Source organism: Vibrio wakamikoensis (assembly GCF_050337275.1).
Taxonomy (GTDB): domain Bacteria; phylum Pseudomonadota; class Gammaproteobacteria; order Enterobacterales; family Vibrionaceae; genus Vibrio; species Vibrio chaetopteri.
This window is the reverse complement of sequence record NZ_JAKJST010000041.1, coordinates 16,229-40,003: the sequence shown is the minus strand read 5'-3', so window position 1 is coordinate 40,003 and position 23,775 is coordinate 16,229. Positions and strand designations below refer to the sequence as shown.

Genomic DNA, 23,775 nt, shown 5'->3' with positions numbered 1-23,775 from the left:
TTGCTTATTACTTACAATGTTAGTGTGGAGTTAGAACCTGTTGTGGGGCTCGGCATTAATGCCGAGCCGGCTGAAGGTGATGCTGTTAAAACAGTTCAGAGTCGACGTTATCGAAATACGCGGTGTTGACTGTGCTGCTGTTGTCACCTGTGTAAAGTGTTAGCTGTGAAGGTACGATACTAGAATCGAGTCCCGTCGTTGCTTGATCAATGTCTGTTGCGATTTCTTGACCATTCATAGTGACTGTGACTAGTCCTGCGTCTGTCCATGTAATAGTGAATGAATGCCACGCATCAAGAGCAATATCGCTCGCAATCTCAACATCATCGCTACCAGCTTCATATTTCAATTTAGTGCCTGACTGATTCAGCTCGAAGTAACGATTTGAGTTGTTTTTGCCATCACCGATGTTGATGTATGTTGACTTGGTGTTGGCTGATGGGAAGTACGCATCCAAAGATACCGAACCTGCAGCCGTCGGTGCAGTAAATTCGCGCATCGCAAATGGTTTAGTCGCCGAGTTACTGTCTGCTAGATACAGAGACTTCTCTTCACTGTTGTCTGGGTCGACCGCAACTTCTGCGGTTGTTGTGCCATCGGCGTCATCTTTGATGTTGGCTGTTGTCCAAGCGCTGCTTGCTGAGCTGATGAGTTCGCCAACCGTATAGGATTCAAAGTCATCGGTAACATCGGTTGGCTCAGACGGCTCAGATGGTTCTGAAGAGTTGCCATCGCCAATGATGGTCGCCTCCGATGTGCTGCTATTGTATGGGTTTCCTGACAGGTTTTGCCCTGCTGCATAGTTGTCGAAATCGTCTTCAAATACGAGAGCTTCGGTACCTGTGTCACTTGAATAGACCGCTAGATTGTCACCGATAAACTCAAAGTTTGTTGTATTACTTGTGTCACCAATCTTCAATGAGATAACGGTAACTGCCGCATCTTCAGTGATTTCGCCAGTAAACTCTTCGCCATTTACCGTAAATTTGAATTCGTCGTTGCCCCATGTCACCTCGATAGCCAGTTTGTCACCATTAGCAAAGGTGCCGCCAGCATCCGTTATTGAACCGCCGCTGACACCGCCAACACCTGCACCGCGATATTGCACTTTTCCTTCGCTGAGAATGACTTCACCATATAGGTTTTTATTGGATGTACCGTTGGTGTAAAGAGAGATGTATGCGTTATCACCCGTACCGTCAGCATCTTGTATTGTGTCTCCATCTTCTTGATAAATAACATCAACAGTCAAACGACCTGATGCAATGCTATCGACAGTGGCGCCTGTAGATGAGTCTAAAAGCTTAAGTCTAAGCTCACCAACATCGTTATCCAAAGTGTCCAAGATTTGAACCGAGTTGTTGTAGCCAGCGCTATCATTAGCTTTGGTTACCGCATCGGCTACGGAGCTAGTTTCTGATTGGTCTGTGCCTGAAAGCTTCCCGTAGTTATCGGTATCAATGGTCAATGCACCATTAGTCACGGAATAACTGCCTGTCGTGACTGTTTCTCCACTTGTATCGTAGTAAGTGAAAGAAAGCGTTTCTTCATCGATATCGTCAGTATAAGTGGTGGTATAAATGGTGTAGGTGCCATGATTGTCATCATCATTGTAATAGTGTTGAGATGTTCCATCAAAAACATACACATTAGGTAAATCTGCGCTTGATTGTGCCGCTACGTCCCCTTCTTCGATGAGCTGCCAATAGTGACCCACCAGTTTTGATGTTGGAGTTGTACCGCCCCCACTATTACCCTCTCCAGTGTTCTCATTAATAACTTCAGGGTTACAACCCATTAGAAGCCCCGTTGAGAGGGTGATCGCTGCTGCAATTTTTGATACTCGCATAATTTAACTCTCTTTCATGTCCCTTTATATTGGATGTCAATATTATTGTATTATAAATAGAGATGTTGCTAGTTGTAACATTTGGTAGCTTGATTGCAGTCACTGAAGTGGAGATAAATTATACGATTTTTGTGACGTAACTGGCGATTATTGATGGTGATATCGATCTTAGTGATTGAATTGTATTGGTATTGGATGGTTGGGAAGGGGGTGAGAACGAAGGGGTATATGTGGAAAAAAGAGCGGCTACTGCTGACTAGGTTTGTTAGACAGCTTTCAAATATACTTCTCTTGATTGTCGATAGGTGATTAGTTTGTAGGACAAAATTGTGACTATAAAGCGTTCTAGTAACGGAACAATGGACATCGATTCTTGCGATAATTTCACCCGCTAGCTTCATCGATATGCAGCTAGCGAGTGATTCAAAGCAGGTTATTTACTTTGCGTTTTCCCACTTCTCGACGATGTTTAACGCTAATGATTCGTCTTGAGTCATCATCGCATAAACATCAGCGTGTTGATCCATGTCGTTAACTATCATTATCTCGCCATTCGTCGTAGCGTAGCGAATTACAAGTGGATTGTCGCCAGCTTGCTGGTCAAATTCAATGCGCAAGTTGCCACTTGGAAGCGTCCAAGTTGTTTTGTATTCTTCACCATCTTCAATGAGGGTTACTTCACCAACTTTTGTTTCTGAGTTGAACACGCCAAAACGGAATTCACCGTAAACCGGCACTGAAGTCGAGTCTTTTGAGTCATCCATCACAATGAACCAAGTCTTGTTTTCAAAGTCTTTTTCTGTGAAGTTTATAGATGTTGTTAGGTCGCTTGTTGTCCATAGCGTCAAATCGCCTTCATCTGGTACAGCAAAAGCTAGTTCAGTTGATGTGTAAATGAAGGCATTGTTCTCTTCTTTGCCATTTTCTGAAGGAATAGAAAGCACATCGCCATTAACACTGTAACTCATGCACTCAGATTGGCTATTTTCTTCTACACATAGGCTATCTTTAGTTAACCAAGCACTAAATACACCTTCCTCTGCTGCCCAATGCTTACTGAAATTAGCAAGGTTCCATGTTGACGTTGGTGAATCCTTATCTTCATTACCTTTGATCAAATAGCTCTGAAGGTTGTTGATTACCTCTACTGCTTTATAATCACCATCTTCATTTTTGACGATATCATAATCTTCGATTTCTTTAATATCACCATTGTGTTGATTGATGATGTCATTAATTTCAGTTGCAGTTTTCTCTAACTCGTCACCTTTAATATTCGCTGATTCTGTCGGTAGTTCTTGCACTAAACTACGGGCAATCGCATGCCCCTTAATTGCATCTTCAGCTTTATCTATATCACCTTTCAGTGAGACATAATCTCCAGAGATTACACTGCTGTCCAGATTGAGTACGGCTGCCAAATCTTCAATTGACATATCGTTAGCATTCGCTAGAGTCGTGAAGGGTGTAACCACGCTAGAGTCAGAACTTGCCGTCATTTCAAAGCTTTGAGTTAGGTATCCGACGCGATCTGCATCTTTGGTGCTACCCGCGATTGAACGGATGATGACCGGGTGATCCTTGTCTGAGGCAGGGATAGTAAATTGGCCATTGGCATTAGTTTTGCCTATTACTTCACCGTCGTCACATACGCCATTTTCATTTCGGTCTACACAAACTTGTGCATTTTCCAAATAACCATCGATAACGGTAATAGTGCGGCCTTGAATAGTTCCGCCTTCATCACTAGAGCCACCACAGCCCGATAATACAATTGCAGATAGAATTGCAGTGCTTAATACTGACTTTTTCACTTGATTTTCTCTTTTATTGAACAACATTAGAATAATTTTTTGTGATTCTATTTCAAAAAATAAAAAGTAAAATCATTTATTTACAACTGTTTAGTGATCTAGGTAACAAAAGTAAAAATATTGTTTTATGATTATATTGCTTGAATTTATAAACTCAACAATGACATTGAGATTGATATATTGTCTTCATGGTTTTGTGTGTAAATTATATATTTTTAATTAATGTTAATTTCCAAAAGTTTCTGAGTAACAAGTTGTAAAATATGTCCCAATAATGATTCCTTGTGTCGCATTATAATTGTGAACATGTTCTTGAATTGTTACAAAGCGTAGAAAAGTGCAAAAACAACGGAGTTTTTGACAAGTAATTCTCAAGCACTCAAAATACACTGCCTGCCATTGTAGTAGTTCAGTCGATTTTTCGGCTGAGTAGAGATTGAGGAACACACATGTTTACAGCAACAGATGTGCTAAAAACGGAGTTTGTCGAGCAGCCGCTTGCGAAGCTCTGGTCACTGATCTCTCCACTCTATATGGTGGATGAGTCTCAATGGTTGAAACAGCTTTTACCTCTGGCCACACCGCAAGGTGACGAAGCCCAGCAGATCCCACAGAACACCACTCAGCTCATTGAAGCCATTCGTGCTGACAAAAATGCGATTCAGATGATTGATGCCTTGCTGCTTGAGTACAGCTTGGATACTCAAGAAGGCATTTTACTGATGTGTCTCGCGGAAGCCTTGATGCGTATTCCTGATTCTGCAACGGCAGATGCGCTTATCCGCGACAAGCTCAGTGTGGCTGACTGGAAGTCACACCTGAAGAATTCTGACTCAGTGTTTGTGAATGCTTCAACTTGGGGCTTGATGCTGACGGGTAAAGTGGTGGGTCTGCCAGATTCACAATCTCAAAGCCCAGCAAAAGCGGTTAACCGCTTGGTGAACAAATTCTCTGAACCAGTGATTCGCAAAGCTATGTATCAGGCGATGAAGGTCATGGGCCATCAGTTTGTACTCGGCCGTAGTATTGGTGAAGCGCAGAAGAATGGTAAGAAAATGCGCGACCGCGGTTTTACCTATTCGTTTGATATGTTGGGTGAGGCGGCGCTAACCAAAGCGGATGGCGATAAGTACTTCAAAGATTACCTCATGGCAATCGAAGCAGTTGGCAGTGATAAATACGGTTTAGACACCAGTCCTACGCCGTCTGTTTCCATTAAACTTTCTGCACTGCACCCTCGTTATGAAGTGGCGAACGAAGAGCGCGTGCTAACCGAGCTATGTGATACGCTGACTCAACTGCTGACTCGCGCTCGCGAGCTTGATGTTGCTATTACCATTGATGCGGAAGAGGCCGACCGTCTTGAGCTTTCTCTCAAGCTATTTGAAAAGGTGTACCGCAGCGATGTCGCTAAAGGTTGGGGTAAGTTTGGTCTAGTCATTCAGGCGTATTCTAAACGTGCACTTCCTGTGCTGGTTTGGGTCAATGCACTGGCGAAACAGCAGGGTGATTTGATCCCGCTTCGTCTAGTGAAAGGCGCGTATTGGGACAGCGAGATCAAGTGGTCTCAGCAAGCGGGTTACGATAACTATCCGGTTTATACCCGTAAAGAAGCGACAGATGTGGCGTACCTAGCGTGTGCTCGCTTCCTTCTTAGTGACAATGTGCGTGGAAACATCTTCCCGCAGTTTGCTAGCCACAATGCGCACACGGTGACTGCGATTGCGACTATGGCGCAGCACACCGATTACGAATTCCAACGCCTGCATGGTATGGGTGATTCCCTGTATGACCATGTGATGGATACCTATAAGCAACCGGTTCGAATCTATGCACCGGTGGGTAGCCACAAAGATCTGTTGCCATATTTGGTACGCCGACTGCTAGAGAATGGCGCGAATAGCAGCTTTGTACATCGTTTGGTAGATGCTCGTTGCCCTGTTGAGAGTCTGACGGTTCACCCTGTCGATGCACTCAACGCTAACGACACCCTGCATAACGACAATATTGAACTGCCACCGTCTATCTTTAGCGATCGCAAAAACTCGATTGGCGTTAACGTTGATATCGAGAGCGAAGTGAAAGAGTACGAACACAAAGTGGACGTATTTCGTAGCAAGCAGTGGCTGGGTGCGCCAATCATCAATGGACAGTCCCAATACGAAAGCATGATCAAGGCAGGCGCTGCGATAGATACGATTACTGCACCTTATGATCGTCGAATCGTCGTTGGTCAGGTCGCTATGGCGAACCTTGATCATGTTTCCGAAGCTATCAAGGTTGCTGAGGAAGGATTCGTATCTTGGTCAACGCTTCCTTATGCCGAACGTAGTCAGTGCTTGCTAAACCTGGCAGACAAGCTAGAAGATAACCTGCATGAGCTGGTGGCAATTTGTCATCAAGAGGCTGGAAAAACTATTCACGATAGTATTGATGAAGTGCGCGAAGCGGTCGATTTCTGTCGTTACTATGCAAAACAACCACACATCTTCAAGACACAATCGGTACTGGGTTTCGATGGTCAGTCTAAGTCGATGACTCGCGGTGGGCGCGGTGTGTTTGTCTGTATTAGCCCATGGAACTTCCCACTGGCGATTTTCCTTGGTCAAGTGACCGCAGCTTTGGTTGCTGGTAATACCGTAGTTGCTAAACCAGCAGAACAAACTTCTCTAATTGCTGTACGTGCGGTTGAGCTGATGCTTGAAGCAGGTTTCCCTGCAAGCGCTATTCAGCTCATTACTGGTCGTGGTGCGGATGTGGGTCATGCTCTAACCTCTCACAGCGCGATTGCAGGTGTTGCTTTTACCGGCTCGACACCAACAGCGCAGCGCATCAATAGCACCTTGGCCGCACGCCAAGTGGCACCCGTGCCATTTATCGCTGAAACCGGCGGTCAAAATGCAATGATTGTGGACTCTACTGCTCTCCCTGAGCAGGTGGTGCGTGATGTGGTTCGCTCAGCGTTTGCGTCGGCGGGTCAGCGCTGTAGTGCTCTGCGCGTATTGTACATTCAAGAAGATATCGCCGAGCGCGTGATTAATCTGATTCAAGGTGCAATGGATGAGCTAAAAGTTGGCTTGCCATACCTGCATTCGACCGATGTTGGCCCTGTGATTGATGCCAACGCGAAGCAAAAGCTTCTTGCTCATATTGAAGCTATGACTAAACAAGGCAAGAAAGTGGCCCAGCTATCTCTTGATGATGAATGTGCTGAGGGCGATTTTGTACCGCCATGTGCGTTTGAAATCTCTGATATCTCGGTACTGACTGAAGAGCACTTTGGTCCAATTTTGCACATAGTGCGCTTTAAAGCGTCTGAACTGCCGAAAGTTGTCGACAGTATTAATGCGACAGGCTTTGGCCTAACTCTTGGCGTACATAGCCGCAATGAGTCTACTTACGAATGGATTGAGAAACACGTTCGTGTTGGTAACTGCTACATCAACCGTGACCAAGTCGGTGCCGTAGTCGGTGTTCAACCGTTTGGTGGACAAGGGCTGTCGGGCACAGGTCCAAAAGCAGGTGGCCCTCACTATCTGTATCGTTTTACTGATGTCGTTAACGACACAGCTTCCATTTCAAAGTAAGGAGAAAGAGTCATGGTTAATAACGCAACAATTTTCTCTGATGTTTTGAGTGCATGGGAGAGCTGGAATATCACCGATTTTGCTGAGCAACGTGAGTGCTTACTTTCTGTTCAGCGCAACATGGCAGAGCTAAATGCGACGCTGGCAAGCGTGATGGCGTTTCACGTTCAACAAGCCAATATCCTGCTGGCTAACCCGCATGTGATGCCAGGACCAACAGGTGAAACCAATGAGCTTTACGCGGCAGGTCGTGGTGTGGCCTTGGTCGTGCTTGAGAGCATCGAAGCGCAAGCAAAAATAGCGGCGGTTGCTCAGATAACAGCAGCGCTGATTGCTGGCAATGGCGTCATTGTTTGCTCTGGTAATGAGAAGTTTAATCAAATTTTAATTTCGGCAGTCGAGCGTTCTCAATTGCCGTCTAACCTAGTCCAGATTGTCGCTTTAGAAGAAGCCACTACCTTCATCGACTTCGATGTTCGTGTCGTCGGTCTTGTAGGCTCTGAAGAAACACAATGGCAGGTTAACCATCAACTGGCTAATCGCGATGGAGCGATAGGTCTTTTGGTATCTGAAACGGATCTGGCGTCACTTCCAACGTCGCACGATCCGAATCTAGTGTTGAGGTTCATAACGGAAAGAACAAGAACCATCAACATCACAGCAGTGGGGGGCAACGCTACTTTGCTTGAACTTGGTAGCTAGTGGCTAAGGTCTTCGACCCGCTCCACGCCGCCCTACCAGCCTCCAGCACTAAGCATGTTGGAGGCTGAATTCTAGGATGAGGAAATAATAATGATTCAAAATAGCTTCGCTATTACGACAACTTTTATCGCTTACTTGGCGATGATGCTTGCTATCGGCGTGATCGCTTATAAGCGCACGGCGAGTTCAAGCGACTACTTTCTTGGTGGACGCTCTTTAGGCCCTTGGCCTGCGGCGCTATCTGCTGGTGCATCAGACATGAGTGGATGGCTGCTACTTGGTTTGCCGGGCTACGCCTATGCAGCGGGTATTGAGGCATTTTGGTTAGCGGGTGGCCTATTGGTGGGTACTTGGCTTAACTGGCTTATCTGCGCGAAACGACTACGTACTTACAGTATTACGACTGACGCTCTGACTCTTCCTGAATACCTATCTCGTCGTTTTAACGACAACTCTAAGGTTATTCAGGTTGTATCTGCGTTCTTCATTTTGCTTTTCTTCCTTTTCTATACCAGTTCTGGTCTAGTGGCAGGCGGTAAACTGTTTGAAACGGTATTTGGTTTGGACTACACCATCGCGGTTATCATCGGTACTGTGTGTGTTGTGTCTTACACGCTATTTGGTGGCTTCCTTGCGGTATCTTGGACTGACTTAGTTCAAGGCCTACTAATGGCAGCAGCGCTAATGATTGTACCGGTGATCGGTATGCAAGGTGGTCTTGGTCAGCTAACGGCAGACCTTAAAGCGATTAACCCTGAACTGCTGACACTTTGGAATGACGCGAAAGGTCAGCCTTTGTCTGCAGTTGCCATCATTTCATTGGTCGCATGGGGCTTAGGTTACTTTGGCCAGCCACACATTTTGGCGCGTTTTAAAGCATCACGTAGCAACAAAGATCTAACGACGGCGCGCCGCATTGCGGTCATTTGGTCTGGCCTTTCTATGATTGGTGCGTTGCTAGTGGGCGTGGTTGGTCTTGTATACATCACTAATACCGGCGGTGACGTTCTAGCAGATGGTGAGAAGATCTTCATGCTGCTTGTGAACGCGCTATTCCATCCTGTGATTGCGGGTATCTTGCTTGCGGCAATTTTAGCAGCAATCATGAGTACGGCGGATTCACAGCTATTGGTGTCATCTTCAGCATTGGCAGAAGATTTCTACAAGCAAGTCATCAACAAAGATGCGACTTCTGAGCAAGTTGTGATGGTTGGTCGTGTTGGCGTTGTTTTGCTATCTGTTATCGCGCTGGTGCTTGCCATGACGCCAGACAGTTCGGTGCTTGGTCTAGTCTCTTACGCTTGGGCAGGCTTTGGTGCGGCGTTTGGTCCTGCAATCCTACTTAGCCTTTACTGGGCAGGTATGAACCGTAATGGTGCTATCGCAGGTATCATCGTTGGTGGTGTGACTATCGTTGTATGGAAACAGCTTTCTGGCGGTATCTTTGATATCTATGAAATCGTCCCTGGTTTCATTCTGTCTTGGATTTCTATCATGGTCGTGAGCTCAATGACGGGCGGCCCTGATAAAGCGGTTCAGGCGCAACATGCGACGTTTGAGAAGAACTTGGTTGAGTTAGACTAAGTTAGCTTCAACATCGATGTTATTACGATAGCCCCGACTAAGTCGGGGCTATTTTTTTTATCCATACCTTTATCAAGTTTCAACCGAGAGTTTTAGAAGCAATACGCCACACCCACTTCAAATTTATGATCATTATCGTTAGGTAAGGCGATGCCTTGTGAGTTCGATTTCATCTCCATATTTGACCTAGTATAGGTGTGTGAAGCTTTACCCACCACAAGCCATATTTGGAAATCGGCTGGCCGTAGTTTTCACCTGCAAGACATCGCCATCTTCCCAAAATAGCTTTCGATTCGCCTCTGCTGAGGCACTCAGATAATTTTGGAAACACGGTAATCTAGGGTTCGAATTGTGAGCAATTCGAACGAAATTAGAAATGGATAGAGAGGCTAGTGAGTCACCTATTAGCGGAGCAGCGCATCAACGTTAGCACGAATGAGTTCAAATCGTTTCAGTCCTTGAAGAGTTCGATTTGGCGACAGAGCTGTTAGATTGCGGATAATCGCATTGCTAACGACTAGTGATGGACTGACCGATTTTGTCCCCTTAGTCTCTCCACGATAGATCCGTATCAAATACACATCATCTGGGACAACCATAGAACTCAGATCGCTGATGCCAATAATTTGCATGTCCAGACTCCTTCCGAGGGAGATAAGGCGCTTGGTGTTGTCACTGAGCTCGTTGTTGAAAATTAAGATAAGCACATCATTTTTCTCAGAAAGGGAAAAACGCTCCGCGAGCTTTGATCGACTCATTGATACCTCTTTGGCATCAATACCGGATCGCATCAGTCGCCTCGTAAAGTGCTCTGCAAACCCCTCGGTATTGTCTTGTCCGTTTACGTAGACTCGTTTGGCATTGAGGATCAGATGACACACCTGATCCAGTTGTTGCTGGGTGAGTGTGCTGGTGATTAACTTTAGGTGTTCAATTTCTTGGGCGATAGTGGCGTGTAGAACATTGCCAATCATCTGATTGTTAGTGTGTAGATGCCTTTCTCTCGCATCTTCAAAAGATTGAGTGGTCTTAATTAAATAGCGCTTAAGCTCAGGATGACCTTTGAATCCGAGTTTTTGCGCCAGTCGAACCAAAGTGGATGGGTGAACCTTTATTTCCCGGGCAACGTCTTTGCCTGAGAGACCTATGTGTTCGGGGCTTTTTAGGTAAAAGTCGACAGCCCGAAGCTCTTTTTTGGTTAGTTGAGAGCCCTCATCTACAAGGAGTTGCTCAAATAACGCACGTAATTTTGATTGAAATGTCAGTGTCTTAGAATTCATTTGGAAAGAGATTGGCTCCGAAACATAGAGTTATCGTAGCGAGAGACTGTGACTGTTTGGTTTCAAATTGCAGGTTAATTGCGTGTGCAATGAAAGTTGCGGATTACTAACAGTTTTAATATCAATTGGTTATACCTGTTTTGCAACAATTGCAAACCAAGATTCAAGCAATTGGCTGATAAATGTAACTTAAGTGTCAACTAATCAACTTAGCATTCATGGCAGTTCTTCAACGATATGGAATTTGAAATGAAACTGCGTCTTTCTTCTCTAGCTCTTTCACTTGTGGCTGCGAGTGCGGTTGCACAACCGGTTCAGGTCGAGCTTTGGCATAACCAGACTGGTGATGCGGAAGCGGTGTTACAAACAATCATCGATAACTTCAACAGCGCGCACTCTGATGTAGAAGTGAGTGCCACCTACAATGGTAACTACGCCGATATCATTACCAAGTTGCAAGCCTCAATCCCTGCTCGTCGCAATCCAGATATGGCGGTGCTAGAGGTTACTCAGTACGGCGTATTTGCTGAAGCAAAAGTACTGACTGATCTGAACGGCTACTATCGAGCCAATGGCGAGTTTACTGAAGAGTTACAGCCTTTTGCTCTAGAAATTGGCAATTACAAAGGCGGCAACTATGTCATGCCGTTTAACTCTTCTACACCACTCATGTATGTGAACAAGGCATTGTTAGAGAGAGCGGGAATCACTGACGTACCGGAGATGACCAACTTTGACCAGATCCTTGAAGTCGCGAAAACAGTTCAGTCTAAACTTGGTAACAGCAATGTTTATGGAATCAACACACCGAGCCAGTTCACTCGTTTTGCGTTAGTGATGCAAAATGGTGGTGATTGGGTTAATCCAGTCACTAATGAATCTGGCTTCGATCAACAGGCCACAATAGACGCGTTTCAATGGATGGGCGATCTCTACCACAAACATCATGTCGCTTCTGCAGAGAGCGTGACCGATGAAAAGATGGTGAAGCAGCACTTCAGCTCAGGTCGTGTGGCTATTCACTTTGATAGTACCGGTAACCTTGGCGACTACAAGCGCGCGCTAGGAGAGGATCTCGTGGTATTGCCAATGCCATGTACGGTGGAATGTCGTGTGCCTATCGGCGGTGCCGGTGTCGGTATGATGGCGAACATTGGCGAAGAAAAGCAGCAAGCCTCATGGCAGTTTATGCAGTACTTGGCATCCCAAAATCAAAGTGCTAAGTGGTTCCAACATACGGGTTATATGCCTGTGAACAAGACTGCACTTGAGGTTGAATCTTCGAAGTCTCTGATAGAGGAACACCCTGAGTTTGGTGCTGCAATGGATCAATTGCCAGTGGCGCAAGGGCGTGCTCGTCCGCCAGCAATGGCTTGGATACGCTCTCAGGAAAGAGGGATCTGGGAGTCGATTGCGCTTGGTCAAAAGAGCGCTGATGAAGCCCTCAAAACATTTGATAAACGCGTCAAATCGCGCCTTTAAGCGTTCTTTTTAGGCAGGCTGCCGCCTGCCTTCCTACTTTATTTTATGAATCATTAAAATGAAAAAGTTAGCACCTTATCTGTTTGTGCTGCCTTGCATATTGCTCATAGGCATTTTTACCTATTGGCCCATTGTTTCTTCGTTTTTCTACAGCTTTCATAGCTGGAACTTTCTTAGTAACGATATGCCTTTTGTGGGATTGGAAAACTATCGCAATCTGCTTGGTGGGGAAGAATTTCGAAACTCATTAATCATTACGATTGTGTTCGTGGTTGTATCAGTACCGATAAGACTCGGTCTTGCGCTGTTACTGGCGAACTTCCTTGTCAACGAGACCAAACTCATCCGTTTTTTACGAGGTGCGTACTTCTTACCTTCAGTGACCTCGACGGTCGCGATCTCTGTTATTTGGAGTTGGATATTTGCGACAGATTTTGGTCTGGTCAATAGCCTACTAGCCATATTGGGTGTTGATAAGGTGACTTGGCTTCAGTCTCCCATGCTTGCTCTTTGGGTCATTATCATCGTGAACACGTGGAAGCAACTCGGTTATGACATGGTGATATACGTCGCTGGATTGCAGTCTATCCCAAAGGAGCTCTACGAAGCGTCTCAAGTCGATGGCGGTAAAAAGTTTCATGTGTTCCGCAGAGTGACTTTTCCGCTAGTCATGCCAACCACCTATTTCTTGCTGATTATTTCAGTAGTTGAGTCATTCCAGATCTTTACCATTGTAAATGTGATGACCAATGGTGGTCCAGCGTTCGCGACCGATATGTTGGTGAACTTACTCTACCGTACTGGATTTGTGTTGTTCGATATTGGTGAAGGCTCGGCACTCGCCGTCATTCTGTTCATCATTCTTTTGGTTTTGGCCGTCGTAAAGTCCAAATTAATTGGCAAGAAGGTGCACTATGAAGGCAGCTAATCTCACTCTCATTGAACCGAAGAAAACACATTGGTCGTTATCTAATGTTGTGCTCATCGCACTGGCGTTGATGTTTCTTTTTCCAATCGGTTATGGCGTGTTTTTATCACTCATACCCTTTGATGCATACAGCGCTGGTGAGTTTCGATTCTCACTGGAAAATTACGCGATTGCGTTTAGCGATATGAACTTTCCATTGTATTTGTTCAATACCGCTGTGGTCTCGATAGCCGTGACGGTACTGAGTTTAGTGGTATCGGTATGCGCTGCTTATGCTTTTAGCCGTATTGAATTCAAGGGAAGGGAGTTTTTGTTCTGGCTAGTGGTTGCAACACTCATGGTGCCGGGTCATATAAGCTTGATTCCGAACTACTTAAACATGGCGAAAGTGGGGCTGTTGGACAGCTATTGGACGTTGATCCTTCCTTCTATTGCGAGTGGGTTTGTCACCTTCTTTTTGCGTCAGTACTTCAAGAATATACCCAAAGCAATGGACGAAGCGGCTTGGGTGGATGGCGCTAGTCATTTGCAGGTGTTGTGGAAGGTGATTGTCCCACTGTCGAGACCTGCTATTGCAGCGATGGCGCTGTTCACGTTCCTTGGAGAGTGGAACTCATACATTTGGCCACTTATCGCCACCGACAGTGAGGAAGTCAGAACGCTTCAGATCGCGCTATCGCGTCTTTATGCTGCCGCCGCTGATGATGGCATTGTTAACTGGCCGCTGGTGATGGCAGGGGCGACATTAACCATGCTGCCAACCTTACTGTGCTTCAAACTTGTGGAAAAACACCTTGTCCGTGGCATCGCCATGGGAGCGTTAAAATAAGACTTTTTACTATGACAAAATCATTCATTGCGTCTCACCGAGGCGGTACATTGCTTTGGGGTGAAAACACCCGCGTAGCATTCGAGAAAACACTAACCTTGCCGGTTGAACTTGTTGAGTTCGATGTTCACCCCACAAAGGATGGTGTGTTAGTCGTTCATCATGATGCCACCCTTGACCGAACCACCGACATGACAGGTGCCATAAGCGAAAAAACGTGGCAGGAAGTGTCTCAGGCTCGAGTTAATCACTCTGGTGGCGAGCGTATGCTGACACTAACAGAGCTGTGTGAGATGTACCGAGAAAGTGACATCAAGCTAAGGCTCGAAATCAAGGGCGATGTTGAGAAGTCACCCTATCCGGGACTCGTCGACAAGGTGCTGTCGGTGCTTGAAGAAACAAACATGACCGACAAGTGCATCATTTCTTCATTTAACTGTGAAACACTGCAAGAGCTGGCTAAAAAACGACCGCCCATGTTCACCATATGGCTCGTTGCAAGAAATCTACCGAATCTTTTAGGAGCAGAGAGAGTGGCAACGCTGGCAAAAGACATGAGCGTCAATGAAGTGTCAGTACACGTCAGTCAGCTAAAAACAGAGACTAAATGTGCGGTCAAGGCGATGGGCATGGAGTATGGATGCTATGGCGCACACTGTGCAGAGACAATTACAAAAGCGCTTAATTACGGCGTTTATGCGTTTACCTCGGACCGTCCAGATCTAGCTTTGAGACTGCGAGACCAACTTCCAAGAGGGGCTTCAAAATGACATCGATTACGCTACAGAACATAGATAAAGTCTACTCTGAGGGCAACCAAGTCATTCACGATGTGAACATGGATATCAAGAGCGGAGAGTTCATTGTCATTGTTGGCCCTTCGGGTTGTGGTAAGTCGACCTTGCTGCGCATGATCGCCGGTTTAGAGCACATTTCCGCAGGTGACTTAGTGATTAACGGCCAAAGGATGAATTCGGTACAGCCTCAGGATCGAGACCTTGCCTTCGTATTTCAAAACTATGCGCTCTATCCGCATTTGACAGTGCGTGACAACATTGCCTTTAGTCTTGAGCTCAGAGGGGTCGACAAAGCCACTAGGCATAGTAAGGCTGGTGAAGTCGCAAAAACGCTTAGGCTGTCAGAACATCTAGATAAAAAGCCGGGACAGCTTTCTGGTGGTCAGCGTCAACGCGTCGCAATGGGGCGAGCTATTGCTAGAGATGCTGGGATTTACCTAATGGATGAGCCCTTGTCTAATCTAGATGCAGAACTTAGAAACTCCATGCGAGCTCAGATAAAGCAGCTCCACCGCAAGCTCAGAAACACAACTGTTTACGTCACACATGATCAGATTGAGGCGCTAACATTGGCAGATAAGATTGCGGTGATGAAAGATGGCGTTTTGCAACAGTTTGCAAGCCCTGAAGAGATCTATGATGATCCTGCCAACGTATTTGTCGCATCGTTTATCGGTAACCCACCCACCAACATTTTGCCACTTGAGGTTGATGGCACAGTCGGTAAGTTGATGAATGGGGAAACATCTTGGACACTGCTGGACTCTAGCATGACCTCAGGAGAGTATTTACTGGGGATCAGACCTGACAAAATGTCGGTTCTAGAAGCAAGCAAACAAGCGGAAGTGTGCTGGCAAGCGAGTGTAGAGCTAGTCGAGACAACAGGTGGCTCACGCATCATTCACTGCCTGACGAACCAGCAAAAATTCTTACTGAGTGTCGACCGAAGTTTCAGAATAGAAGAAGGCCAAGTCATCGACGTTGGTTTTAATTTTAGTGATGCTTTTTTGTTTGATGTTGATAGTAAAAAACGCGTCTATCTAGATGAAAAAGTTGCAATGAAAGTCGCTTAAGAGAGACCAGAATAACGAGTGCTTATTTTGATACTCGTTATTCTGGGATATCGACTTATCGTATATCTAGAATACTGCTCTTAAGTTGCAGCAGTGTGGCTTGGCTATGTAGCCTGTAGACCATAATAATTGATATGACACCGATGAGTGCAAAGCCCCAAATCGCCCACAGTACGTAGTCATAACCACCCATTTGCCAGATCAAAGATCCAATGTAAGGTGACGTCGCAAAAGCTAGCAGATACGGCACCGCGAGTGCACCAGCGATAGCGCCAAAATTGAGGTCGCCCATCACTTCTCTAGTAACGAGTGGTTTGACGATACTCAACACTCCGTATGCAGACCCCTGGAGCAGAACGAACACAAATACTAAATAGGTCACACTGGATGATGCGATTAAGCACAACGTGGCGGTAGTGACAGACACAAAACACAGAACTGTAATTTTCATCACTGACCAGTGTCTGTCAACGAGCGTCCAAGCGACTCGTCCGGCAACCTGCATCGGACCGATTAAGGAAATGACAAGCACTGCTAGGCTATCTGGCAGTGCCCGCTCACTCATTAATGGGAGTAGGTGATTTATTACCACACCATGATTTAGAGCTAACATCGAAAATCCGCAATCCGCATGTGAGCAGCCAAAACAACGGAGATGTCAGAAAATGAGTGGCACTCTCTATTTTGTCTGTAGAAGTAGGAGAGGTGCTTGCTGTACTGCTCGCTAGGTAGTCTCTCGCCACAGCTCGTGACCCAAAGAACATTAGAGGACCCGCAACGATAATGACGCATATTGAGAATATCTGCAGAGTTGACTCGATCCCAAAATGTTCGTGAAGATAATGCACCGAGGGGAAGCAAATGGTGCTGGCGAAACCTGCCATCAAGGTAATCAGAGTAATCGCTCGTTTGGCACCCGCCTTCATGCAATGAACCAAAAATGCAAAACATGGCTCATATAAGCAACCGGCCATGGCGAGTCCCATGATTGACCATAGAATATAGAATGAAAAGAGAGTGTCAGCGACACTAATGAAATAGAGAAGAATGCCTCCTGCTGTCGCAGACATTGTCATCATTATTGAACCGTAACCTCGGTCGATAATGCGCCCTGCAAAGGGTGCTACGATCGCGGATACCCCAACGGCAAGCGTTAGAGCTAGTGTGAGATCCGATCTTGACCAACCGTATGCTGACTCCCAGTGTAGCAAGGTTGCAGGGAACACATAATACAAGCAACACCACAACATCGTTTGCCCAAGTGCTAATAACCAAACTGCCTTTTTCATATCTCGACAATTCTAGATTTGTCGAATTTAAATAATAAGCCTAGTACATGACAGAAATAAGATGGCGGTTATAGAAATGGTTAAAGATGTTTTACTTCGATAGAGTGATGATTAAAACCAATACTCCTAGCAACCTTTAGTAAGGCTAGTTGGGTTTTGAACGCTCTTGGCTTTTGCGTTCGAGCAGTTTCTAGAAAGCTATTAATGCCCCATTTATGGCTTTTCACCATAAGGTAGTATTCATCCCTGTTGGGTGAAAGGACGGCAACAGCGCACTCTAGGTCTCCCGATTGAAAGTGGTGCCTTAATTCCCTTAGCAGCATAAGACCTCCTTACAGTGATTAAAAAAGGGAGCGAATTTGCTCCCTTTGGAATAGGATTAAGGATTAAAGGAAAGCGCGATACGGCAGCTCTGGATCATTCTTAAAGATGTCTGCAAAGCCACGGAAGTGTTGATAGTGCATACGTCCTTTGTCTGTTGGGTAAGTGTACTTACCGCCGACTTGCCAGAAGAATGGTGCGAAGCCATATTGAAGGCGCTCTTTCTTCATGTTCCACAGCATTTCAATTTCGCGTGGGTCGTTTTGGAAGTTCGCCCAAATATCGTGGTGGAATGGCACAACGACTTCACAATTTAGTGATTCAGCTGCACGAAGAATGTCCGAAGAAGTCATTTTATCTGTGACGCCTCGTGGGTTTTCGCCGTATGACAGCAACGCTACATCGATTTTATGGTCGTTACCATGTTTTGCGTAGTAGTTAGAGTAGTGAGAATCACCAGAGTGGTAAACTGAGCCGCCCGTTGTTTCTACGAGATAGTTAACTGCGCGGTCATCCATTCCATCGAGAATCTCTTTATCTAAAGATGATGTGCCTTCTGGTAAGGTAACGAGAGCGGTACGGTCAAATGCATCTAGCACCTTGATGTTGACATCTTTGATTTGAATTTCATCACCGACTTTTGCAATAACGCAGCGATCTGCTGGTACACCCCATTTCATCCATAGGTCAACGCACGCTTTTGGCCCGATGAATTTCACGTGTTCACCGCAGTTCTGAAGTACCGCCGCGGCGACATTGATATCAATATGGTCACCATGGTCGTGCGATGCCATAACCGCGTCAATTTCTTTGATTGCAAATGGGTCGAGAGGGAAGATCGCGGTGCGCAGATTAGGCTGAAGTGCTTCCACGCCACCCATACGCATCATCTGGTGTTGGTTTTTCATTTTTTGAACCGCTTGGGTCTTTTTACCAGTACCACACCAGAAGTCCATCGATAGATTTGCACCACCTTCTGACTTTAGCCAGATGCCAGTACAGCCTAACCACCACATTGAGAAAGTGTTCGGTGCAACAACGGTTTGCTCAATCTCTTCATTTAGCCAAGTACCCCACTCAGGGAATGTGTTTAGGATCCAAGACTCGCGAGTGATTTCGTTTACATTGCTCATGTTAATACCTTTTATTTCACAAATTTGATTAATTTTGGATGTAGGGAGCCGAGCGCCTTAATTTTTGACTAAGGCACTGAGCTGAAATTTATAATTGTTCGAGGGCGAGAAAGCCCGTTCGAATTAAACCAAGATGACTTGTGTTCCTTGAGCTTCAATTCGTTTTACGACATCGGGGTCGGCGTCTTTGCCCGTAATGACGATGTCGATTTGTTTGGTGTTGCAAAACAGCATGCCTGTACGCTGACCAACTTTAGAGCTATCCACAACAACAACCAGCTTATCGATTTGTTCCAACATCTGTTGCTCAGCAACAGCGGTCAACATATCCGCTTTATATAAGCCTGCATCGGTTAGCCCTTTGCCAGAGGTAAACATCCAGTTTCCAGCGTAGCCACCCAGTGAATTGGGGGTTGGATTAAGGAAGATGTTTTGCGCTTTGTTGTATTGACCACCAATGATGATCACATCGTTATGGTCTTCATTGATTAGGTAGCTAGCGAGTGGAAAGTAGTTGGTGACAATTTGAACATCTTCGCCACACAGCTGTTGTCCGAGTAGAAACGCAGTAGAACCACAGTTAATGACCACAGTGTCACCTGTTTTACAAAGCGATGCTGCAGCGTGTGCTATTTGCGCTTTCTCTTCATAAAAATCAGTACTGTTGATATTAAGTGGTGACCACTTTCTCTTCTGATTCTCTATTTTTTCTGCACCGTTTCGTACTTTTCGAAGCTTACCAAGCTCGTCTAATTTAGCGATGTCCCGTCGAGCAGTCGCCGGGGAAACACTAAAATTATCAATAATATGAGAGACATTTATTGTCTGCATTTCTTCGAGTAACGATAGGATACCGTTGTGTCTTTGTACTTCATTCATATTTATCACTTCATTGGTTTTCGTGACAACTTCTTGATTACTTGTGAGTCTAATAATCACGATAATGATTGTCAAACGGTCACGATCAAAAAACGAGACATTTATCACCTTATTTGTTAAGTAATTGATTTTAATGATTTTTATGTTTTTGGGTGTGATCCGTTACTCAATTAACCATATTGCAATGATGGATAATTGATATAAATCAAACTAATCACAAGTGAGCATTGAATGACTACTTTTGATTGTTAAAGTTAGTCCCGTGAGCAAAACAACAAATCACTGAATCCTACAAATCATTAAAATTACAAATTACATTAAGGGTAAAGATATGGAGTTCCTATACGACATCTTCTATATTTTTTACAGTCAGGTTATGACCAAAGCACCACTGCTGCTTGGTATCGTGACTTGCCTCGGTTACATCCTCCTCAAACGTGACGCAACAACCGTGATCGCTGGATCAATTAAAACCATCGTCGGTTTTATGATTGTTCAAGTGGGCGCAGGTACTCTGGTTGCTGGCTTTAAGCCAGTGATTGAAAAAATGAGTGAAATTCATGGGTTAACTGGTTCGGTTATTGACCCATATACCTCTATGATGGCCACCATGGAAACCATGGGAGACAATTACTCCTGGGTTGGGTATGCCGTACTAATGGCTTTGGGTATCAACATACTATTGGTAGCCTTTAGACGAATCACAGGTATACGTACTATCATGCTTACGGGACATATCATGTTCCAACAAGCTGGCCTAATCGCTGTATTCTATTTTGTGCTTGGCGCGAGCATGTGGGAAACCATCATTTACTCGGCGATATTAATGGCGCTTTATTGGGGTATTTCCTCAAACATCATGTTCAAGCCAACGCAGGAAGTGACGGGTGGCGCAGGTTTCTCTATTGGTCACCAGCAGCAGTTTGCTTCTTGGGTCGCGACAAAGGTAGCACCTAAGTTAGGTGATAAGAACGACAGCGTAGACCACATTAATCTTCCAAAGTGGCTTCACATCTTCCACGACAGTATCGCAGCGACAACCCTGGTAATGACGGCATTCTTCGGCATTATCCTACTTTCTTTTGGTCTCGATAATCTGCAGGACATGGCAGGTAAAACTCACTGGCTAATCTATATCTTTGAGACTGGACTGAAATTTGCGGTTGCGATTCAAGTTATCGTAACGGGTGTTCGTATGTTTGTGGCAGAGCTGTCAGAGGCATTCAACGGCATATCTCAACGCCTCATCCCAAATGCAGTATTGGCTATTGATTGTGCGGCTATCTACGCTTACTCACCAAACGCAATGGTATTTGGTTTCCTATGGGGTGCCGTCGGTCAATTCGTGGCAGTGCTCGCGATGTTGGCATTCGACGCACCTATCATGATTATTCCTGGCTTCATCCCAATGTTCTTCTCCAACGCAACGATTGGTGTATTCGCTAACCACTTTGGTGGCTGGAAAGCGGTGATGAAGATCTGTTTCGTCATGGGCATTATCGAAGTTGTGGGCTCTGCCTGGGCAATTCATATCTTTGCACAATCAGGCACTGAGTTTAACGGCTGGATGGGCATGGCTGACTGGGCGCTGGTATTCCCTCCAATTATGCAAGGTATCTCAACGTCTGGCATGTTCTTCTTTGTTGTTGTTGCACTTGCGGGTGTCTATATGTACTTCGCATCAAAAGCTCTGCGAGCAGAAGAAGATGGCGAAGCCGCACGTGCTGAGACTATGACAGCTGTGACACCAGAAGGAGTTGAGGTTGAGGTAGAAGTTCCTGCGAAATCTTCAGCGGTGGCAGAAGCTCCTCAAGCGAGCAGTGCAAGTGAACATAAACCAGTACGCGTTCTAGTTTGCTGCGGCTCTGGTCAAGGTTCTTCTATGATGTGCTCGAAGAAGATTAAAGAGTTCCTTGATAAGAAAGGGGTGCCAGCCACGACATTCAACAGTGCGATTACGGACTATAAATCACATCTAGGGTCGTTTGACATTATCGTCACTTCTGTCGCTTTAGCAGAGAAAATCAGCAACCTTCCGGAAGGTAAGCAACAGTTGGCAGTCAAGAATATGATCATGGTGAAAACCTTTGGTGACGAACTGATTTCTATCATCGAAAACCACTTCCATAAATAAAAATGAGCTCAGTAGCCTAACTACTGAGCCTAATAATAAAACGCTAGTAACGAAACAAATAAGTGAGCAGAAATATGAACTTAAAAGAGTCTTTGATTAATAACAACTCAATCCAACTTAATGTGAAAGCGACAGACTGGCAGTCAGCAATAAAAATCGGTACTGACGCCTTAGTTAAAGCTGGTGTTGCAGAAGAGCGTTATTACGATGCGATCATCGAGGCGATTTCGACAGAGGGTCCTTACATCTGCATCCATGACGCGTTTGCACTGCCACATTGTCGTCCAGAAGATGGCGTTATCAAAACTGGCTTTGCGTTGACCGTTCTTGAGACACCCATCGTCTTTGATGGTGTTGACGAACCCGTTGATGTCCTTATTACTTTGGCTGGCAAAGACTCTGAAGAGCACATTGAAGGCACAATGCAGGTCGCAAATCTCATTGAATTTGATGAAGATTTTTCCAAGCTGCGCGCCTGTAAAACACCAGAAGATGTTGCAAACCTAATTGATATGGCGCTTACCGAAGCAGAAGCAGCTTAAGGAGTCGATATGTCTATATATAGCCAGTTGAAACAGCGTGTTTTAGAAGCGAACTTGCAGCTTCCGAAGTACGGTTTAGTGACATTTACATGGGGTAATGTTTCTGAGTTTGACCGTGAAAATGGTGTGATAGCCATCAAGCCATCTGGCGTTGAATACAGCGACATGACGGCAGAAGACATAGTGGTTGTGGACATAGACGGTAATGTCGTTGAAGGGAATCTCAATCCATCAAGCGACACGGCGACACACCTTGAGCTGTATAAGGCTTTTCCAGAAATTGGTGGCATTGTCCACACGCACTCGCGTAGCGCGACGATCTGGGCGCAAGCTGGCATTGATATTCCCGCATTGGGAACGACTCATGCTGACTATTTTTATGGTGATATTCCTTGTACTCGCAAATTGTCCAACCGTGAAATATCAGAAGAGTATGAGAAGAATACTGGGCTTGTAATCATTGAAGAGTTTGTTCAACGCAGCATTGAACCGATGGCAGTACCTAGTGTGATTGTCGCAGGACATGCTCCTTTTTCTTGGGGTAAAGATGCGAATGATGCGGTCCACAATGCGGTAGTTCTAGAGGAAGTTTCCGCTATGGCACTAGCGACACGCTCGCTCAATAGCGGCATTAAGATTCAGCCAGAGCTCTCGGACAAACATTACCTTCGTAAGCACGGTGAAAATGCTTATTACGGTCAGCATTAATTGGCTCGCTAAGGAGAGGATATGTATCAAGTACTCGCGCTAGATCTAGACGGGACGGTGTTGACGGACGACCACACTATCCACCCTGAAGTGAAACAAGCGATACATGAGGCTAAACAACATTGTCATGTGATGATAGTCACTGGTAGGCACCATACAGCCGCTAGGCCTTACTACTACGAGCTTGGATTAGATACGCCAATCATTTGTTGTAATGGGACCTATGTCTATGACTACAAAACAGAAACGGTGCTGACTCACAATGCCATTGAGCACCAACATGCGCTCAAATTTATTGAGCTTGCTGATGAACACAAGCTCAAGATAGTGATGTACATCACCGATGCAATGACGTATTCCAACTATAACCCATTTGAGTACATGTTGGTGTTGGAAGAGTGGGCAGAGCAAGCTCCTGAGCGCCATCGCCCTAATATTTACCGAGTGGATTCGTTTACCGATACCGCGAGACAGACAGACTATGTGTGGAAGTTTGTCGTTGAGGGTGAGCAAGCTTCAGTCGATAGGTTAATGCAAACGCCATGGGTGACGGAGCACTTCAACGGTGAGCGCTCTTGGTCAAACCGGATCGATTTTGCTGCTAAGGGAAATAGCAAAGGGCGACGGTTGGCGGAGTATGTGAGTAGCTTAGGGTTTGTCCCGTCTCAAGTCATCGCTATTGGAGACAATCACAATGATATTTCAATGCTCCAGTATGCGGGGTTGGGTGTTGCGATGAAAAACGCAGATGACATCGTGAAGCTGAATGCTCAAGCCATATGTAAAACAGATAACAATCAAGATGGACTTGCCCATCTAATACGTGAACAAATTAAAGGATAAA

19 protein-coding genes are annotated in these 23,775 nt (G+C 45.4%); 12 read left to right on the top strand and 7 right to left on the bottom strand.

From position 1 onward, the window contains the following. Positions 1-85: 85 nt before the first annotated feature. Complete coding sequence (locus tag L4C42_RS21515) at positions 86-1,849, bottom strand: hypothetical protein (protein WP_429761727.1); 1,764 nt, start codon at positions 1,847-1,849, stop codon at positions 86-88. A gap of 437 nt (positions 1,850-2,286) precedes the next feature. Continuing rightward, positions 2,287-3,663, bottom strand: a complete 1,377-nt coding sequence (locus L4C42_RS21510) for a hypothetical protein (RefSeq protein ID WP_353500067.1) — start codon at positions 3,661-3,663, stop codon at positions 2,287-2,289. Between the two features lie 449 nt (positions 3,664-4,112). Here L4C42_RS21510 and putA point away from each other — a divergent pair, with 449 nt between their 5' ends. The 3 genes from putA to putP all read left to right on the top strand — a co-directional run bounded on the left by putA (position 4,113) and on the right by putP (position 9,536). Beyond that, a complete protein-coding gene (putA, locus tag L4C42_RS21505; RefSeq protein ID WP_429761726.1) occupies positions 4,113-7,250 on the top strand; it encodes a bifunctional proline dehydrogenase/L-glutamate gamma-semialdehyde dehydrogenase PutA in 3,138 nt (1,045 codons plus the stop codon). 12 nt (positions 7,251-7,262) lie between these two features. Further along, positions 7,263-7,952, top strand: coding sequence for a 1-pyrroline-5-carboxylate dehydrogenase (locus tag L4C42_RS21500; RefSeq protein ID WP_353500069.1), 690 nt, complete (start codon positions 7,263-7,265; stop codon positions 7,950-7,952). 90 nt (positions 7,953-8,042) lie between these two features. Beyond that, positions 8,043-9,536 carry a sodium/proline symporter PutP gene (gene putP / locus L4C42_RS21495; RefSeq protein WP_353500070.1) on the top strand — a complete coding sequence of 498 codons (1,494 nt, stop codon included), beginning with the start codon at positions 8,043-8,045 and terminating at the stop codon, positions 9,534-9,536. A 404-nt stretch (positions 9,537-9,940) separates the two neighbouring features. On the opposite strand, the gene L4C42_RS21490 is transcribed toward putP, so the two are convergent. Beyond that, positions 9,941-10,816: a MurR/RpiR family transcriptional regulator gene (locus L4C42_RS21490; RefSeq protein ID WP_353500071.1), complete on the bottom strand. Its 876-nt coding sequence runs from the start codon at positions 10,814-10,816 to the stop codon at positions 9,941-9,943. A gap of 249 nt (positions 10,817-11,065) precedes the next feature. Here L4C42_RS21490 and L4C42_RS21485 point away from each other — a divergent pair, with 249 nt between their 5' ends. From L4C42_RS21485 to L4C42_RS21465, 5 genes are read left to right on the top strand one after another with little or no spacing between them, the layout of a single operon-like run. Beyond that, positions 11,066-12,298 (top strand): ABC transporter substrate-binding protein, encoded by a 1,233-nt coding sequence (locus L4C42_RS21485; RefSeq protein WP_353500072.1) that lies wholly within the window; start codon positions 11,066-11,068, stop codon positions 12,296-12,298. A gap of 58 nt (positions 12,299-12,356) precedes the next feature. After that, entirely contained in the window at positions 12,357-13,226 is an 870-nt protein-coding gene (locus L4C42_RS21480; protein ID WP_429761725.1) for a carbohydrate ABC transporter permease, read from the top strand. Beyond that, complete coding sequence (locus L4C42_RS21475; RefSeq protein WP_353500074.1) at positions 13,213-14,055, top strand: carbohydrate ABC transporter permease; 843 nt, start codon at positions 13,213-13,215, stop codon at positions 14,053-14,055. Before L4C42_RS21480 ends, L4C42_RS21475 begins: the two co-directional genes overlap by 14 nt. An 11-nt stretch (positions 14,056-14,066) precedes the next feature. Continuing rightward, complete coding sequence (locus L4C42_RS21470; RefSeq protein ID WP_429761723.1) at positions 14,067-14,825, top strand: glycerophosphodiester phosphodiesterase; 759 nt, start codon at positions 14,067-14,069, stop codon at positions 14,823-14,825. After that, positions 14,822-15,925, top strand: a complete 1,104-nt coding sequence (locus tag L4C42_RS21465) for an ABC transporter ATP-binding protein (RefSeq protein WP_353500076.1) — start codon at positions 14,822-14,824, stop codon at positions 15,923-15,925. Before L4C42_RS21470 ends, L4C42_RS21465 begins: the two co-directional genes overlap by 4 nt. Positions 15,926-15,980: 55 nt before the next feature. On the opposite strand, the gene L4C42_RS21460 is transcribed toward L4C42_RS21465, so the two are convergent. From L4C42_RS21460 to ulaR, 4 genes are all read right to left on the bottom strand, one after another. Continuing rightward, complete coding sequence (locus L4C42_RS21460) at positions 15,981-16,538, bottom strand: MFS transporter (RefSeq protein ID WP_418642673.1); 558 nt, start codon at positions 16,536-16,538, stop codon at positions 15,981-15,983. Continuing rightward, on the bottom strand, positions 16,483-17,175 hold the full coding sequence (locus L4C42_RS21455) for an MFS transporter (protein ID WP_429761730.1): 693 nt from the start codon (positions 17,173-17,175) through the stop codon (positions 16,483-16,485). The genes L4C42_RS21460 and L4C42_RS21455 overlap by 56 nt, the downstream gene beginning before the upstream one ends. A gap of 425 nt (positions 17,176-17,600) precedes the next feature. Further along, positions 17,601-18,668 (bottom strand): L-ascorbate 6-phosphate lactonase, encoded by a 1,068-nt coding sequence (gene ulaG, locus L4C42_RS21450; protein WP_353500079.1) that lies wholly within the window; start codon positions 18,666-18,668, stop codon positions 17,601-17,603. A 123-nt stretch (positions 18,669-18,791) separates the two neighbouring features. After that, complete coding sequence (gene ulaR / locus L4C42_RS21445) at positions 18,792-19,547, bottom strand: HTH-type transcriptional regulator UlaR (RefSeq protein ID WP_353500080.1); 756 nt, start codon at positions 19,545-19,547, stop codon at positions 18,792-18,794. 331 nt (positions 19,548-19,878) lie between these two features. On the opposite strand from ulaR, the gene L4C42_RS21440 reads away from it, so the two are divergent. The 4 genes from L4C42_RS21440 to L4C42_RS21425 all read left to right on the top strand — a co-directional run bounded on the left by L4C42_RS21440 (position 19,879) and on the right by L4C42_RS21425 (position 23,774). Continuing rightward, positions 19,879-21,681, top strand: a complete 1,803-nt coding sequence (locus L4C42_RS21440; protein WP_353500081.1) for a PTS ascorbate-specific subunit IIBC — start codon at positions 19,879-19,881, stop codon at positions 21,679-21,681. Between the two features lie 74 nt (positions 21,682-21,755). Continuing rightward, entirely contained in the window at positions 21,756-22,223 is a 468-nt protein-coding gene (locus L4C42_RS21435) for a PTS sugar transporter subunit IIA (RefSeq protein ID WP_353500082.1), read from the top strand. A gap of 15 nt (positions 22,224-22,238) precedes the next feature. After that, positions 22,239-22,931 (top strand): L-ribulose-5-phosphate 4-epimerase, encoded by a 693-nt coding sequence (locus L4C42_RS21430; protein WP_353500171.1) that lies wholly within the window; start codon positions 22,239-22,241, stop codon positions 22,929-22,931. A 21-nt stretch (positions 22,932-22,952) separates the two neighbouring features. Continuing rightward, on the top strand, positions 22,953-23,774 hold the full coding sequence (locus L4C42_RS21425) for a pyridoxal phosphatase (RefSeq protein WP_429761722.1): 822 nt from the start codon (positions 22,953-22,955) through the stop codon (positions 23,772-23,774). Position 23,775: the final 1 nt, after the last annotated feature.

What these genes read in the sequence shown, in the direction of transcription:
- L4C42_RS21515 (WP_429761727.1), bottom strand. Translation starts at nt 1,849, where the DNA reads ATGCGAGTATCAAAAATTGCAGCAGCGATCACCCTCTCAACGGGGCTT.
- putA (WP_429761726.1), top strand. Translation starts at nt 4,113, where the DNA reads ATGTTTACAGCAACAGATGTGCTAAAAACGGAGTTTGTCGAGCAGCCG.
- L4C42_RS21500 (WP_353500069.1), top strand. Translation starts at nt 7,263, where the DNA reads ATGGTTAATAACGCAACAATTTTCTCTGATGTTTTGAGTGCATGGGAG.
- putP (WP_353500070.1), top strand. Translation starts at nt 8,043, where the DNA reads ATGATTCAAAATAGCTTCGCTATTACGACAACTTTTATCGCTTACTTG.
- L4C42_RS21490 (WP_353500071.1), bottom strand. Translation starts at nt 10,816, where the DNA reads ATGAATTCTAAGACACTGACATTTCAATCAAAATTACGTGCGTTATTT.
- L4C42_RS21485 (WP_353500072.1), top strand. Translation starts at nt 11,066, where the DNA reads ATGAAACTGCGTCTTTCTTCTCTAGCTCTTTCACTTGTGGCTGCGAGT.
- L4C42_RS21480 (WP_429761725.1), top strand. Translation starts at nt 12,357, where the DNA reads ATGAAAAAGTTAGCACCTTATCTGTTTGTGCTGCCTTGCATATTGCTC.
- L4C42_RS21475 (WP_353500074.1), top strand. Translation starts at nt 13,213, where the DNA reads ATGAAGGCAGCTAATCTCACTCTCATTGAACCGAAGAAAACACATTGG.
- L4C42_RS21470 (WP_429761723.1), top strand. Translation starts at nt 14,067, where the DNA reads ATGACAAAATCATTCATTGCGTCTCACCGAGGCGGTACATTGCTTTGG.
- L4C42_RS21465 (WP_353500076.1), top strand. Translation starts at nt 14,822, where the DNA reads ATGACATCGATTACGCTACAGAACATAGATAAAGTCTACTCTGAGGGC.
- L4C42_RS21460 (WP_418642673.1), bottom strand. Translation starts at nt 16,538, where the DNA reads ATGTTAGCTCTAAATCATGGTGTGGTAATAAATCACCTACTCCCATTA.
- L4C42_RS21455 (WP_429761730.1), bottom strand. Translation starts at nt 17,175, where the DNA reads ATGTTGTGGTGTTGCTTGTATTATGTGTTCCCTGCAACCTTGCTACAC.
- ulaG (WP_353500079.1), bottom strand. Translation starts at nt 18,668, where the DNA reads ATGAGCAATGTAAACGAAATCACTCGCGAGTCTTGGATCCTAAACACA.
- ulaR (WP_353500080.1), bottom strand. Translation starts at nt 19,547, where the DNA reads ATGAATGAAGTACAAAGACACAACGGTATCCTATCGTTACTCGAAGAA.
- L4C42_RS21440 (WP_353500081.1), top strand. Translation starts at nt 19,879, where the DNA reads ATGGAGTTCCTATACGACATCTTCTATATTTTTTACAGTCAGGTTATG.
- L4C42_RS21435 (WP_353500082.1), top strand. Translation starts at nt 21,756, where the DNA reads ATGAACTTAAAAGAGTCTTTGATTAATAACAACTCAATCCAACTTAAT.
- L4C42_RS21425 (WP_429761722.1), top strand. Translation starts at nt 22,953, where the DNA reads ATGTATCAAGTACTCGCGCTAGATCTAGACGGGACGGTGTTGACGGAC.